Here is a 14,432-nt window from a genome sequence, read left to right as displayed (position 1 = left end):
TTACACTTGATAAAGGCTATATAGACAATGGTTGATAAACGCGAATCTTATTCTAAAGAAGACCTCATTGCTTCAGGCCGTGGTGAATTATTTGGCCAAGATGGCCCACCACTGCCATCTGGTAATATGCTAATGATGGATCGCATCATTAAAATGACAGAAGATGGCGGCACCCATAATAAAGGCTTTATCGAAGCAGAATTCGATATCAAGCCAGATTTATGGTTCTTTGATTGCCACTTCGTCAATGATCCTGTTATGCCGGGTTGCTTAGGTCTAGATGCCATGTGGCAACTTGTTGGCTTCTATCTTGGCTGGCTTGGTGGTGAAGGTAAAGGCCGCGCACTTGGTGTTGGCGAAGTAAAATTCACTGGACAAATATTACCAACAGCAAAAAAAGTTACCTATAAAATTGATTTCAAACGTGTTATCAATCGTAAACTGATTATGGGTATTGCCGATGGTGAAGTGTATGTTGATGGTAAGCTGATTTATGAAGCAAAAGATTTAAAAGTTGGCTTATTTAAAGATACGACTGCATTCTAAATCGTCAGTAACTGATAGACTAAAGCCTACTCTTTTTAAGATTAGGCTTTTTTATTTCTGTTATAAAAATAAAACTTATTCTCATCTAGTTTTTCATCCTACCTATCATATTGAAAACTTACCTTTCCAAGAAAGCATAGTGATAACATTTTGATTATGTGAGTAATTTAATCTTATTCAGATCATAACTCCGAATTTCATCTATTCTTTGTTTTTATATCAAAGATAAATTTAACATTTAAAAGTTAAACAAAGACTATAAATTTAGCTTATTGTTATATTTTTAAATAAGTTTTGTGCAATAATGAATGATATTACTTATTTTAATAAGCCATTTTTATGCGTCATTATTAGAAAATAGGATGTTATGAATAATATAAAAAATTTAGTAGCAACTGTATTAATGATATTGTTTCTTACAGGATGCTCACCTGCCCCTTCCATTGTATTATTTGGTGCATCATTTCCTGATTGGTTATTATGTTCTGCCATTGGCATTTTAGGCATGATTATCATCCATATCATACTATCCAAAACTAAAGGGCGCTTCTTTTTGCACCCTGTTATTATTGTATATCCTTGCGTTACAGCATTAATTTCAATGTTAACTTGGTTATTATTTTTTCCTAAGTAAAAAGGACTAGAGATGATATTAGTACGTAAAATATATAGCCTATTACTTCTATTAATCACATTAATTGTATTAGGGATAGTGCTTTGGAATGTTAATAATGCACCAAGAACAGATGATGCTTATATTTACGCAGATACAATTAATGTAGTACCTGAAATTAATGGTAAAATTATTGAGCTTCCTATCGAGAATAATCAGCTAGTCAAAAAAGGCGACTTACTTTATCGAATAGACCCTCAGCTTTATCAAGCTGATTTAAACTATAATTTAGCTAAACAAAAAACGCTTGAAGAACAAATAAAATTAATGCAACGCTCAATCAGTTCTCAAGAAAAAAATGCTGAAGCTATTCATGCACAAGTTGAAAGTGCAAAAGTTCAATTTTTACAATCTCTCGATTCATATAATCGAAAACTCCCTTTAGTTAAAAAAGGCTATGTTTCTAAAGAAGAGATAAATCAAGCATTAACAAAGAAAAATAGTGATGAGGCTGTTTATAAAGCTTTACAATTACAAGCCAAACAAGCAATTCTAGCGATTGATGGTATTGAGGCTTTAGAAGCTCAACGTAATGAAGTCGTTGCTCAAATTGAAAAAGCGAAGCTTAATTTACAATATACAGAAGTCATAGCCCCTTTTGATGGCATAGTAACATCACTAAAAACCACTGTAGGGCAATATACCTCCCCCTCTCAAGCCATTATGACCTTAATTGATACAAAACAATGGTTTGTCATCGCAAATTTCCGTGAAACAGATTTAAAAGGACTTCATAAAGGCTCTCCAGCACAAGTGTTTGTTATGAGCGATACAAATAAATCTTTTTCTGGTGTTGTTGACTCAATTAGTTATGGTGTTGCTCCCACAGATGAAGGAATAATTATTGGCGGTTTACCGTCAGTAAGTCGTTCTATTAATTGGGTCCATGTCTCACAACGGTTTCCTGTAAAAATACGTATTGCTGATCCTGATCCTGATTTATTCCGTATTGGTGCTTCTTCCGTTGTCATTATTCACCGCGATAAATGATAAGTCATTAAGGAAGAACAAAATAATGAAAGAGAACTCAATTTTAGAAAATATTCAGAATGCTTTATTACCTTACCCAGGAAGAATGAACCAAACAGTACGCACAGTAATATCATGCGTTTTGGTTGTAATTATTTCACTATCCCTGCAAATACCCTATATTCCTCTTTCTATTATTGTTGTCTTCTTTCTAACTCAAACAAATATTGTTATTACAAAAATAATCGGCTTTCTATTTATTATTGCAGGTACATTAGCAATATTGGTATCTCTTCTAATCATTATTATAACTTGGAATTCCCCTTTTCTCAGAATATTACTTTCCTCCCTTGTTTTTCTAATTAGCTTTTTTTTAATGAGAACAACAAAAGTCGGAATTCTCTTTTATATTATTTCAATCGTTGTTATTTATTCACAATCCCTTGTTGATATTGCACCTAATGCAGAACTACTTGTTAGATCAATTTTATGGGTTTGGGTTTCTGTTATTTATACTATAGTTGTTACACTGATAGTTAATACACTTTTATTACCCATTGAACCCGAAAAACAGCTTACTAATTTTTTAATTTATCAAATTAAAATTATTAATAAATGCATTGATCCTACAATTTCATCTACCGAAAAAGATCATAATATTGTTCAAGTAGGCATGGACCTACAAGCCATGTATAAATATCTGCGCTTTAGTATTATGCGAGATAAAAATAACACACTAGATAAACAATACTATATTGAAAAAATAACCTTTATTTCTGAAATTCGAAATTTATCAGCAAAACTACCTCAAGAATTAGCTAATGAGGAAGATAAAATATTTGCTGCACAACTAGCCAATACGCTAGAAAATATAAAATTATCACTAGAAAAAAAATCATTATCTGAACAAGATATAATTCATTATAAAACTACAAATAATGTGATTCTAAATAGGATCTATTCGGCACTAAAAAGATATTTAGAAAGTGAAAAAAATTACCTTAGTAAAGAGGAAGTTGAATTAATTTTAAATAAGGTTGATCAACCTAAAGAACGTTTTTGGATCGAAGATGCTTTTACTAATAGTCGATACATCATCTTTGCATTAAAAACATTACTCTCTGTATTAGTTAGTTATTTTATTTATACATTAACTGATTGGACTGGGATTAGCACCTTTATGTTAAGCTGCCTAATTATTGCTCAACCTGGATTAGGCAATGTTCAACGTAAAGTTATTTTGCGTTTATCTGGCGCAGTTATTGGTGCGGCTTTTGCGCTATTTTCAATAATGTTTATCACCAACCAAATAAATTCTATTTTTGGTTTATTATTATTGATAATTCCCGTTTTTTTTCTTGCTGGATGGGTGGCAACGGGGCAAGAAAATATTAGCTATGCAGGTATTCAAATAGCATTTACATTTTCATTAGCTTTATTAGAAACAACGGGCCCTGTTTATGAACTTACGGCTGTTCGGGATCGTATTATTGGTATAATTTTAGGTATCATATTAGGTAGTATAATACATATCTTCATCTCTCCAGAAAGAGAAGGGGCGATAGTTTTAGGAAAACTTGCCTCTATTATAGAATTAGTCAGAAATAAATGGAGTCCGAAAAATAAGCAAGGGATGAAGCTAACACGCGAAGATATTGCAATAAAACTCTTTGAGTGTAATGAATTTATTTCACGAGTAAGTATTGAGCCAACATGGGTAAATAATGAAGGGTCACACGATAATTTTAATCAGCATACACAAGAGATTTTCTATTTATTAAAAAATATCATTTATAACTATGAAAAATTACTTTTACAATTTGATGATAGTAAAAAAACAATGGATCAAAAAGCGATAGAAAGTAACACTGAAATTATTAATCAATATAAAAATAATTTATTCCTCATAACACTTAGATTACAAGGCGCCCGTACTAATCGCCCACGCTACCCTGATCTTAATAAAGTTAAAAATAATAACTTAAAAGAATTAATGCAAAACTTTGAGCTAAGCATGAACAGTTTCTTTAATTTAGGTCGTTAATCTGTTTAATTATAAAATGATAAATGCAAAAGGCTTACAAAATGTAAGCCTTTTTATATCCAATTTGATTGTTTGTTATTTATACTCAAATTGTCCTATGTTCAATATGTACATAGGAATATATATAAATAACCCTCGTTTTGATTGTCGGTAAAATCTTAGTGATAATATTTAATATAGCTAAAAATAAACTATTATCTATTTCACTGCGACGGGTTATTTATTTTACCAGACTCGGGCGATCTTCCATCGCCTGTCGCCAGCCTCCAAGCCAATGTGAACGCGCATCAATGGCGAAATAAGGGCAAAGTTCTTTTGAACGACCTTGCATACCAGCTTGATAACCTTTCGATAATGCTCTTGCTAAACGATCTCGTTTCTGTCTTTTCATATCTAGACAACCCTCACGTTCTAAGTTTAAGCGGAAAGATAATGATTGTTTTTTCAACAACCACTATAAATTGATACGCTTTATTGCACATTTAAGCAAGTAAAGAAGTTAATACAAATGTCATATTTGTGATGTTGAACCAACTATAAATTTAATACTTAATGTTATTATTTATTTTATCTAATAATTCGACTAAAATATTATCTAATCATTTTAATAAGTTATATTAGAACAAATCACAATATGTTGATATTTAATCAATTTTTATAAATAAAAATAACTTTCTTTATTTTTATTTTATGTAACCAATAATTTAATTAAGATAAAATAATGTTTATTTTAAAATTTATGTCAATATAAGACTTGGTTTATATATATAATTTTTTGCTCTATTTTTATTTTTTTGTAGAAAACTCTTTTTAATTACCTTTGTTTTATTAAGGAATTAGCCATCATTGAAGGTAAAATAAGCGATTAATGCCTCTTATATACATCTATTAATTCAGACTCTTTAAATACCAATTCCATATCTTCTGCAAAATAATCTTCTCAATTGAAGAAAGCGTTATGCCTTTGTTGCCAAAATGCCCCACTAATTGCAGTGAGATATTTCCTTTAAGGTTTTCTAACTGATTGTTTTTTATTCTTTTCTAAAGAAACAAAAACCCAATATTCAACTTAAAGACAATTTAAGAGAATATTGGGTTTGAATAAACACGATACTAAGTCAGTTAGTATTGAGCTTGAATTGCTTTCGCTATATCAGAAACCACTTGCTCCCAGCCTTGCCCTAATGTACGCACTAAAGCAGGATAACCATCTTCAGTTTGTGTTAAAACTAAAGAGAATGGCTGATTAATCACTTTATTATTTTCAGTATAAATCCAGTCACCTGAAATAATTACCTGTCCATCATAACGGCCTTGAAAGTAATTAACGGTGACCGTTAATTTCGCTAAGCTATCTTCAACAGGTTGATTAGCAACAACTGTGCCCGGCAATGCTTTTGTTAAACCGGAAATAAGGTTCTGTTGTAATTGCTGATCAAGTGGATTAATCCATAGGTGCTGATTAGCCACGGTATAGTTAATATCCGTCGTTTGATAAACAATTCCTGCATTAATTAGCATATTAGACAAACGGATCGGCTGAACCCAAATTTGAGGCTTCTTGGCTGACTGTGTTGTCGAGACTTGTTCTGACATGCCACCTTGATAAACATCGGGCAACTGATAATACGTTTTATCAATCTGACTTGAACATGCCGTTAACATCAATACAAATACCCCAATGATGTATTTCATTATTTTTCAGCCCTCTTCGGTTCTGGATCTTTACCTTCCTTCGCTTCAAAAATTAATGCATTGCTCTTATTGTTCAATGTTTTCAATAAAGGCTGCATTTCTCTTAAAACCTGATCAACCTGCTGCATATTATCGATCATTTTTCCGTATGCAGGAGAGCCTGGTTGGAAGCCTTGCATACTGCGATTAATCTCTTTCAATGACTGCTGAATATCGTTAGGAAGATTTCTAAATTCATCACTACCAATCATGGCATTCAATGACTTCAGTGTTTCTTTAGCTTCACTGACTGCTTTTTGGCTTTCAGATAATGTTGCAGTCATCTCTTTAAGCATTGGTTCAACAGGAAGATTGTTGATCTTATCCAGTGATGTCATCACTTTTTGCTGAATCTGCGCTAAACCAGAGCTAACCGTCGGAATTTGTTGGTAACCTGCAACTTCTTGAGGTCCTTCCCATTTAGCTTCGTCAGGATAGAAATCAAGATCAATGTAAAGCGCCCCAGTTAAAAGGTTACCTGATTTCAATGATGCTCTTAGCCCATTATTAGAAGCAAAAGTGATTTCTTTAACGAAGTCGAAACTTTCACCGACATCATTGGCAAAACGCTCTGGTTCAACATGGATAAGCACTGGAATACGAAAATCTTTATCTAGCGATTGTTGCATACCTTTAGTGTAATAAGGCACTTGTACAACTGTACCCATACGGATCCCACGGAATTCGACGGGAGCGCCTGCTTGCAATCCTCTTACAGAATCAGAGAAAAACATAATGTAGCTACGATAGTCGGTATATAGCGAGTTTTGAATGCTCTTTTCATTGTCGTAGAGCTTAAATTCTGTTTTAGGTGCAATAGGATCACCGGGTACCCATCCCGCAGGAACATCAAAACTGACACCGCCACTAAAGAGTGTAGAAAGTGATGCCATTTCAACACGCACACCCGATGAAGACATATCAAAAGCGATACCGGAATCTTTCCAGAATCGAACATTTGAGGTCACCATTTTGTCATAAGGTGCTTTGATAAAGAGTTGATAGTGCATATCTCGGCTCTCAATGTTGAACTCACTGGTTTCAACAGAGCCGACTTGGTAGCCTCTAAATAAAACAGGATCACCCGCATTTAATTGACCAGCGGCTTCACTTACCAAATTGATACGAATACCTTTTGCATCTGGTGACGCCAATGGAGGCGAGTCGAGAAGATTAAATTCATCGACTTCTTTACCTTTTAATCCCGGCTGCAATTCGATATAAGCACCCGAAAGCAAGGTACCTAAGCCCGTTACACCCTCTTTACCGACCTGAGGTCTTACAACCCAAAATGCAGTATCTGCGCGTAATAACTCTTTCATCTCTTTATCAAGACGAGCCGTAATAATAACGCGACTAAAATTGCTATCGAGTGTGACACTTTCAACTAAGCCAATATCCACACTGCGACTTTTAATTTTAGTTTTACCAGCTTCAATGCCATCTGCATTATAGGTAATTAATGTAACTTCTGGTCCCTGATGGCTGAAATGATAATAAAGTATCCACGCACCAATCAGTAAAGTGACAAGTGGTATGATCCAAACTGGAGACCAGCTTTTTAGTTTGTTAATTTTTGCTTCAGTTAAAGCAGTTTCATTCTTTTCAGTCACCCTTAGGCTCCTTAATCGTGGGTTTATCATCATCGGTTGTACACTTATCCCACGTCAACCGAGGATCAAACATCATTGCAGAGAACATAGTTAGCACTACAACCAATGCAAATAGCACCACACCAAAATCAGGATAGATGCTCATCAGACGTCCCATTCTGACTAATGAAGCTAAAACAGCAATTACGAAGACGTCAATCATCGACCAACGCCCTACATATTCAACAACTTCATAGAGAAAATGCATTCTAGCAGGATCTCTTTTTCCATTAGATTTGTGTGCATCCCAACACAACCAAGCAATTGCGAGCATTTTTAAACTTGGCACCATAATACTGGCAATAAATATCACCATGGCAACAGGATAAGAGCCATCTTCCCATAACAAAATAACCCCAGCCATAATGGTTGAATAGAGGTTATTACCCAGTGATTCTGTCACCATAATCGGTAATAAATTCGCGGGGATATAGAGGATCAACGAAGTAATCAACAGTGATACTGTCCATTGCAAACTTTTCGGTTTTCTTGCATGTCCTTTCACTTCACAACGACTACATTCATATTGGTCGGCAGGTAAAATTGCCGTACATGAACGGCACAATCTTACACCTTGTTTTAATCCCGGTTTACCCGATTCTATGTCAGGATAAGCAGGACGAGGCTCTAATTTTTCCCATAAGGTATGTCTATCAAGACACTGGAAAGCACGAATTTGAAATAAGCAATAAAGCACATAAGGTGGAAAGCTTAATCCCAACCCAATATCACCATAAGCCATTAATTTTACAAAGCTAACTAAAATTCCCGCAAGAAAAATTTCTGCCATACACCACGATTTTAGTTGAAATAAAATACGCGATAACCAAATTTGTAATTTTCTTGGTAATTTAATGGGTGTGCAAAGAAGCAAGATTGCGATCATGCAAAAAGCGGGCACAATCTGCACAAACAATAGGAAAAAGGCACCTAGCTCAACGTAGTTTTCGCTAAACATCACCGTTGGAATTTGCATCAATGTGACATTATTGGTAATACCCGCCACTTCCATACTAACAAAAGTGAATTGGCTCGCCATTAACAACATAAATAATGCGCTGATTGCTAATGCAACAGGTTGATAAAAAGGTTGGCGCCAACGTGCAGTTAGCACAGTATGGCAACGAGGGCATGTTGCTTTTGTTCCTTGTACTAATTCAGGAACACTGACCACCAGATCGCACTGAGGACATAATATTTGCTCATGTTTATGTTCATGACGATGTTGTTGACCAGAGCACACAGCGACACCTCTTATTTAGAATAATCAATAAAAGAATATTTAATCTAGGAATTAAAACGGGGCATAATGCCCCGCTTTCAGTTGGCTACTCGCCGTTTTGCATCATTTCCAGCTCTTGCCATCTATCAAAAGCCGTTTCAAGCTCTTGTTCTTTATCTGCAAGCGCCTTTAAGACTTTTTCTGTCTCTTCATGAGGACGAGTAAAGAAATCTGCCCCACTCACTTCTTCTTGTAATGCACTTAACTGCGTTTCTAAGCTTTCTAATTTAGCAGGAAGTTGCTCAAGTTCTCGTATCAAATGATAACTTAATTTGTTATTACGAGTGTTCTTTTTAGAGCTATCTTTCACTTTTGCTTCTTTTTCAGCTTTTTCTGGTACGTTGCGTGATTTGTTTGTCTCACTCTTTAGTGAAACCGTCTGCGCTCGTTGTTGCTGAGCATCGTAATATCCGCCAACATAGCTGTTAATAACACCATCACCTTCAAAGATCCAACACTCAGTAACACTATTATCAACAAATTCACGGTCATGGCTAACCAGTAAAACAGTGCCTTGATAAGCATCAACCAGCTCTTCTAATAATTCCAATGTTTCAACATCGAGATCATTGGTTGGCTCATCGAGGATCAGTAAGTTACTCGGTTTTAAGAATAAACGTGCCAGTAACAGACGGTTTCTCTCACCGCCTGAAAGTGCGCGAACAGGCGTCATCGCACGTTTAGGTGGGAATAAGAAGTCTTGCAAATAACCAAGCACATGGCGAGGACGACCATTTACCATCACCTCTTGCTTACCTTCAGCAAGGTTATCCATTACTGTTTTATCAGGATCAAGTGCCGCACGGTGCTGATCAAAGTAAGCCACTTCAAGCTTAGTACCACAATGAACTCGTCCGCTGTCTGCTTTTAAATCGCCTAACATGAGTTTCAATAAAGTGGTTTTACCGCAACCATTTGGCCCCACCAGCGCAATTTTATCGCCACGTTGTACTTTGGCAGAAAAGTCACGAACTAGCTTACGCATTCCAATGCTGTAATTAACATCTTCAAGTTCAAAAACAATTTTACCAGAACGCGTCGCTTCTTCGACCTGCATACGAGCACTGCCTAGCACTTCACGGCGTTCGCTGCGCTCTACACGCAGTGCTTTTAATGCTCTTACACGACCTTCGTTACGAGTACGTCGTGCTTTAATGCCTTGGCGTATCCACGCTTCTTCTTGTGCTAATTTACGATCAAACTCTGCGTTTTGTTGTTCTTCAACACGCAATGCTTCTTCTTTGCTTTCAAGATATTTATCGTAATTTCCCGGCCATGAAGAAAGTTTGCCACGATCAAGATCGATAATACGCGTTGCCATATTACGGATAAATGAACGGTCATGGGAAATAAATACGATACTACCTTGGAAATCTTTTAAGAATTTCTCAAGCCAAAGGATCGTTTCAATATCAAGGTGGTTTGTTGGTTCATCTAAAAACAGTACTCTTGGTGCGCTGACTAATGCGCGCCCTAATGCTGCTTTTCTTAACCAACCACCGGATAAAAAAGAAAGCTCTGCTTCACCATCTAAACCGAGTTTTTCTAGCACTTCGGCAATTCGGCTATCAAGTAACCACAAGTTACGACTATCAAGTACTTCTTGTAGCTCAGCCATTTTATTGAGATTTTTATCAGAAGGATCTGTCTCAATTAGTTTAGAAATATGGTGATAATCCGTTAGGTATTTAGCATCTTCTTCAACACCTTCGGCAACAAAGTCAAAGATAGTGCCTTCAATATCTCTTGGCGGATCTTGTTGTAAGCGAGCAGTCACAAGATCTTGTTCATAAACAACTTGACCATCATCTAAAGGTTGCTCTTTAGATAACACTCTTAATAGTGTTGATTTACCCGCACCATTGCGCCCAACTAAACAAACGCGTTCATTTTCTTCAATAAATAAATCGGTGCTATCTAATAGTGGGGCATCGCTGAAAGATAAATAAGCCCCAGTCAAACTAATTAACGGCATTGTAAATTATTCCTCACTAGCATGAGTTAACAGCCAGCAATTGTGAATTTGGCGGTTACGTGCAAAGTCTTGTGATAATGTTTTCTGTGTTATCTCTTTTGCACACAACCCAATTTTTGCTAACTCGTCATGTTCCATTTTGAATCCACGTTTGTTATTTGAGAACATAATTGTTCCACCTTTTCTCAACAAACGTTTTAGATGTTTCATTAGTTCAATGTGATCACGCTGTACATCAAAGGTGTTTTCCATTCGTTTTGAGTTAGAAAACGTAGGCGGATCGATAAAGATCACATCAAATTGTTCGTTGCTCTGCATTAACCATTGAATGCAATCTGCTTGCATTAAACGGTGTTGTCTACCTGATAAGCCATTCGCTTGAAAGTTTTTCTCCGCCCATTCAAGATAAGTACGAGACATATCAACGGTTGTTGTGCTTTTTGCACCACCAATTCCCGCATGAACAGAAGCTGTACCGGTATAAGCAAAAAGATTTAAGAAATCTTTTCCATTACTCATTTCACCCAGCATTTTTCGTGCAATACGGTGATCTAAGAACAACCCTGTATCGAGATAATCTGTTAGATTTACCCAAAATCTTGCACCAAACTCATCAACTAAGAAAAAATCACCTTTTTCGGCCATTTTTTCATACTGCTGTTTACCTTTTTGGCGTTGACGCGTTTTTAAAATCAGTTGATCCGAACGTAATGCCAATACTTCCATTGTTGCGCTAATCACATCAAATAAACGCTGGCGAGCTTTGTGCTCATTAACTGTTTTAGGTGGTGCATATTCTTGAATAACCACTTTATCGCCATAACGATCCACAGCAACATTATATTCAGGTAAATCAGCATCGTATAAACGATAACATTCAATTTGCTGTTGTTTTGCCCATTTCGCGAGTTTTTTCTCATTTTTACGTAAACGGTTTGCAAAATCTTCCGCAAGCCCGGTGTTAATCGTTGATGGTGTATCAGAAAGTAAATAGTTTTTTTGTACACAATCAAGAGGGCCATTTTTTGCTTTGAACTCTCTTTCAGCACGTAATTGAATGCAACTTAACAGTTCAGGTGATGCACTAAATAGTGACAATCTCCAACCTGGGAAGTGTGCTTTTATCGCTCTTCCTAACTGGCTATGCAGTGCAATTAATGCAGGCTCGCTTTCTAAACGCTCACCATACGGTGGGTTACTGATAATTGTCCCTTTTATTTCTGTTGAAACTGGGTTTGTCAGTTTAGCTGCATCACCGTGAGCAAATGTGATCAGTTCAGCAACATCCGCTCTGCGAGCATTGGCTCTTGCCATATCCAATACACGTTTATCAACATCAAAACCATAGAAACGCGCAGTGGTATTCTTTTTACCTTCACGGAAACGAGCAAAAGCTTCATGAGTCACTTGTTTCCATAATGCTTCATCGTGACCTAACCAATGACGAAATCCCCAATGCACACGATTTAATGCTGGAGCGCAATCTGTCGCCATCATCGCTGCTTCAATTAATAATGTACCGGAGCCACACATTGGATCGATTAATGGTGTGTCAAGTTTCCAGCCTGAACGCATAATAATTGCAGCAGCTAAGTTTTCTTTTAAAGGCGCTTGCCCTGTTAAGTCACGATAGCCACGTTGATGTAAACCATCACCACTTAAATCTAAAGATAGAGAGGCTTTTTCTTTATGAAGGTGAATAGTTAAACGGATATCAGGAGATTGTTTAGCGACATCCGGACGTTGCCCTACTTTACGTTGAAATGAGTCAACGATGGCATCTTTCGCTTTTAATGCACCATATTGGCTATTGCGAATAATGTCATTCGTGCCATTAAAATGAATAGCAAAAGTCTGATCAACAGTAAAAATCTCACTCCAATCAATTGCCTGCACACCAAGATATAAGTCTAGATCACTATAAACATTGAATTCATTTAACGGCAACATAATACGCGACGCTAAACGGCTCCAAAGTAAAGACTGATACATGGTTTTATCATCAGCACGGAAATAAACACCGCCTTGTGTTATCTGGCAAGCCTGAGCACCTAAGTGTTCAAGTTCAGATTTTAATAGTTCTTCCAGACCTCGGCCTGTGCTGGCAAACAGAGAGCGCATAATATTGTTACCACCTAAAATAAAATTGTTGGGCATTATAGCTAATTGTATTACGTTGTCATAAAGTTACTGGCTATAAAAAATAATAATGTCTTTTTGGGAGCACTGATGATCAACGTTTCACGCCTTTATATACACCCAGTTAAATCAATGAAGGGAATTCGACTTTCTCATGCATTTGCTCGTGAGAGCGGATTCACGTTTGATCGCGATTTTATGATAACCACCCCTGAAGGGACTTTTATCACGGCACGAAAATTTCCCGTTTTGCTGTGTTTTATTCCCACTGTCATGGCAAATGGTATTTATATTCAAGCTCCTGATGGTGAAGGTATTGCTATCACCTATCAAGATTTTGAAACCACATTGCAACCGACAGAAGTTTGGGGCAACCATTTTACCGCGTATGTGGCTCCAGATGAAATAAATCAGTGGTTCAGTCGTTATTTAAAAATGGATGTTCAACTTCGTTGGACTGGCGAAAAATCGACACGTCGAGTGAAAAAAAATCCAGAAACCGCTGTTTCTTTCGCTGATGGTTACCCTTACTTATTAATTAATGAAGCCTCATTTCAATACTTACAACAGCGTTGCCCTGCTTCCATTAATATTGAGCAATTTCGAGGCAATATCCTCATAACAGGTGCAAAGCCTTTTGAAGAAGATACTTGGCAGACTATTCGTATTGGCTCTGTTGTGATGGATCTGATGAAACCTTGTAGTCGTTGCATTATGACCACAATTAGTATTGATAAAGGCGTGAAACATCCTAACACAGAACCCCTCGCAACACTGCAAACATTCCGTAGTGATGAAACAGGCGATGTCGATTTTGGTCAAAATGTCATCATTCGTCAAACAGGGATTATTCGTGTGGGGGATACAGTTGAAGTATTAGCTTATAAAGAAGCAAAGCACTATATTGTAACAGCACCTATAGAAACACAAGCCACACCAGCGGTGGAAAGCACTCAAGCACAAACTGTTAGCATTGAATTTAATGGTGTAGCTTTTGAGGGTAATAACCAAGAAGTGTTATTAGAACAGCTTGAAAATAATGGCTATGCTATCCCTTATAGTTGCCGTGCCGGTCTTTGTGGCTCTTGTGTTATCCAATTAGATGAAGGCGATGTTAATGCATTAAAAGCCGGAGCAATTAAACGCTCAGGTAAAATTTTAGCCTGTAGCTGTGTTCCTAACGGCAATGTGAGACTTTCACTTAATAAAAAATAACGCTTATCTTTATCACAAATTAAAAGAAGGTAATTTGCCCTTATCTTCTTTTTTTATTTTAAATAAAATAGTTTATTTAATAAGAATTATCTTATTAAGAACTCAATAATAAATTATCAATAAACTTATTTTACTTTTAGAAAAAGATGACAGGAAGAGCGTAATGAAGATTTGATTTTAGGGAGTGTTGTTTGGGGGTGGAT

Annotated in this window: 12 protein-coding genes; 5 read left to right on the top strand and 7 right to left on the bottom strand. The window is 36.3% G+C overall.

The window, feature by feature from the left end; genetic code table 11:
- Positions 1-27 precede the first annotated feature (27 nt).
- On the top strand, positions 28-546 hold the full coding sequence (fabA, locus tag QQS39_RS06500; RefSeq protein WP_023581351.1) for a bifunctional 3-hydroxydecanoyl-ACP dehydratase/trans-2-decenoyl-ACP isomerase: 519 nt from the start codon (positions 28-30) through the stop codon (positions 544-546).
- Between the two features lie 318 nt (positions 547-864).
- On the opposite strand, the gene QQS39_RS06495 is transcribed toward fabA, so the two are convergent.
- Positions 865-1,053, bottom strand: coding sequence for a hypothetical protein (locus QQS39_RS06495; protein ID WP_265576351.1), 189 nt, complete (start codon positions 1,051-1,053; stop codon positions 865-867).
- Between QQS39_RS06495 and QQS39_RS06490 the strand changes: the two genes are divergently transcribed.
- Genes QQS39_RS06490 through QQS39_RS06480 form a run of 3 tightly spaced genes read left to right on the top strand, consistent with a single transcriptional unit; the run spans position 989 to position 4,232 of the window.
- Positions 989-1,180 carry a YtcA family lipoprotein gene (locus tag QQS39_RS06490; protein WP_285805879.1) on the top strand — a complete coding sequence of 64 codons (192 nt, stop codon included), beginning with the start codon at positions 989-991 and terminating at the stop codon, positions 1,178-1,180. The two genes, QQS39_RS06495 and QQS39_RS06490, sit on opposite strands and share 65 nt — an antisense overlap.
- Before the next feature lie 12 nt (positions 1,181-1,192).
- Positions 1,193-2,209 carry a multidrug transporter subunit MdtN gene (mdtN, locus tag QQS39_RS06485; protein WP_285805588.1) on the top strand — a complete coding sequence of 339 codons (1,017 nt, stop codon included), beginning with the start codon at positions 1,193-1,195 and terminating at the stop codon, positions 2,207-2,209.
- A 25-nt stretch (positions 2,210-2,234) separates the two neighbouring features.
- The gene (locus QQS39_RS06480; protein ID WP_285805587.1) at positions 2,235-4,232 is read left to right on the top strand and encodes an FUSC family protein; all 1,998 of its coding nucleotides are present in this window, start codon (positions 2,235-2,237) and stop codon (positions 4,230-4,232) included.
- A gap of 220 nt (positions 4,233-4,452) precedes the next feature.
- On the opposite strand, the gene rmf is transcribed toward QQS39_RS06480, so the two are convergent.
- From rmf to rlmKL, 6 genes are all read right to left on the bottom strand, one after another.
- The gene (gene rmf / locus QQS39_RS06475) at positions 4,453-4,623 is read right to left on the bottom strand and encodes a ribosome modulation factor (RefSeq protein WP_023581348.1); all 171 of its coding nucleotides are present in this window, start codon (positions 4,621-4,623) and stop codon (positions 4,453-4,455) included.
- Positions 4,624-5,354: 731 nt separating this feature from the next.
- Positions 5,355-5,927 carry a membrane integrity-associated transporter subunit PqiC gene (gene pqiC / locus QQS39_RS06470; protein ID WP_285805586.1) on the bottom strand — a complete coding sequence of 191 codons (573 nt, stop codon included), beginning with the start codon at positions 5,925-5,927 and terminating at the stop codon, positions 5,355-5,357.
- Positions 5,927-7,579 carry an intermembrane transport protein PqiB gene (gene pqiB / locus QQS39_RS06465; protein ID WP_151434726.1) on the bottom strand — a complete coding sequence of 551 codons (1,653 nt, stop codon included), beginning with the start codon at positions 7,577-7,579 and terminating at the stop codon, positions 5,927-5,929. The genes pqiC and pqiB overlap by 1 nt, the downstream gene beginning before the upstream one ends.
- Positions 7,572-8,861: a membrane integrity-associated transporter subunit PqiA gene (gene pqiA, locus QQS39_RS06460; protein ID WP_285805585.1), complete on the bottom strand. Its 1,290-nt coding sequence runs from the start codon at positions 8,859-8,861 to the stop codon at positions 7,572-7,574. Before pqiA ends, pqiB begins: the two co-directional genes overlap by 8 nt.
- Positions 8,862-8,946: 85 nt before the next feature.
- Complete coding sequence (locus QQS39_RS06455; RefSeq protein ID WP_285805584.1) at positions 8,947-10,875, bottom strand: ABC transporter ATP-binding protein; 1,929 nt, start codon at positions 10,873-10,875, stop codon at positions 8,947-8,949.
- Between the two features lie 6 nt (positions 10,876-10,881).
- Positions 10,882-12,996 (bottom strand): bifunctional 23S rRNA (guanine(2069)-N(7))-methyltransferase RlmK/23S rRNA (guanine(2445)-N(2))-methyltransferase RlmL, encoded by a 2,115-nt coding sequence (gene rlmKL / locus QQS39_RS06450; RefSeq protein WP_285805583.1) that lies wholly within the window; start codon positions 12,994-12,996, stop codon positions 10,882-10,884.
- 108 nt (positions 12,997-13,104) lie between these two features.
- Here rlmKL and QQS39_RS06445 point away from each other — a divergent pair, with 108 nt between their 5' ends.
- Positions 13,105-14,229 carry a YcbX family protein gene (locus tag QQS39_RS06445; RefSeq protein WP_151434722.1) on the top strand — a complete coding sequence of 375 codons (1,125 nt, stop codon included), beginning with the start codon at positions 13,105-13,107 and terminating at the stop codon, positions 14,227-14,229.
- Positions 14,230-14,432: the final 203 nt, after the last annotated feature.

The organism is Proteus appendicitidis, assembly GCF_030271835.1.
Taxonomy (GTDB): domain Bacteria; phylum Pseudomonadota; class Gammaproteobacteria; order Enterobacterales; family Enterobacteriaceae; genus Proteus; species Proteus appendicitidis.
Note: the sequence above shows the minus strand (reverse complement) of the source record. Positions and strands in the feature narration are given on the sequence as shown.

Bases quoted from the DNA above. Each gene is read 5' to 3' on its own strand.
- fabA (WP_023581351.1), top strand. From the start codon at position 28: ATGGTTGATAAACGCGAATCTTATTCTAAAGAAGACCTCATTGCTTCA.
- QQS39_RS06495 (WP_265576351.1), bottom strand. From the start codon at position 1,053: ATGCCTAAAATGCCAATGGCAGAACATAATAACCAATCAGGAAATGAT.
- mdtN (WP_285805588.1), top strand. From the start codon at position 1,193: ATGATATTAGTACGTAAAATATATAGCCTATTACTTCTATTAATCACA.
- QQS39_RS06480 (WP_285805587.1), top strand. From the start codon at position 2,235: ATGAAAGAGAACTCAATTTTAGAAAATATTCAGAATGCTTTATTACCT.
- rmf (WP_023581348.1), bottom strand. From the start codon at position 4,623: ATGAAAAGACAGAAACGAGATCGTTTAGCAAGAGCATTATCGAAAGGT.
- pqiC (WP_285805586.1), bottom strand. From the start codon at position 5,927: ATGAAATACATCATTGGGGTATTTGTATTGATGTTAACGGCATGTTCA.
- QQS39_RS06455 (WP_285805584.1), bottom strand. From the start codon at position 10,875: ATGCCGTTAATTAGTTTGACTGGGGCTTATTTATCTTTCAGCGATGCC.
- rlmKL (WP_285805583.1), bottom strand. From the start codon at position 12,996: ATGCGCTCTCTGTTTGCCAGCACAGGCCGAGGTCTGGAAGAACTATTA.
- QQS39_RS06445 (WP_151434722.1), top strand. From the start codon at position 13,105: ATGATCAACGTTTCACGCCTTTATATACACCCAGTTAAATCAATGAAG.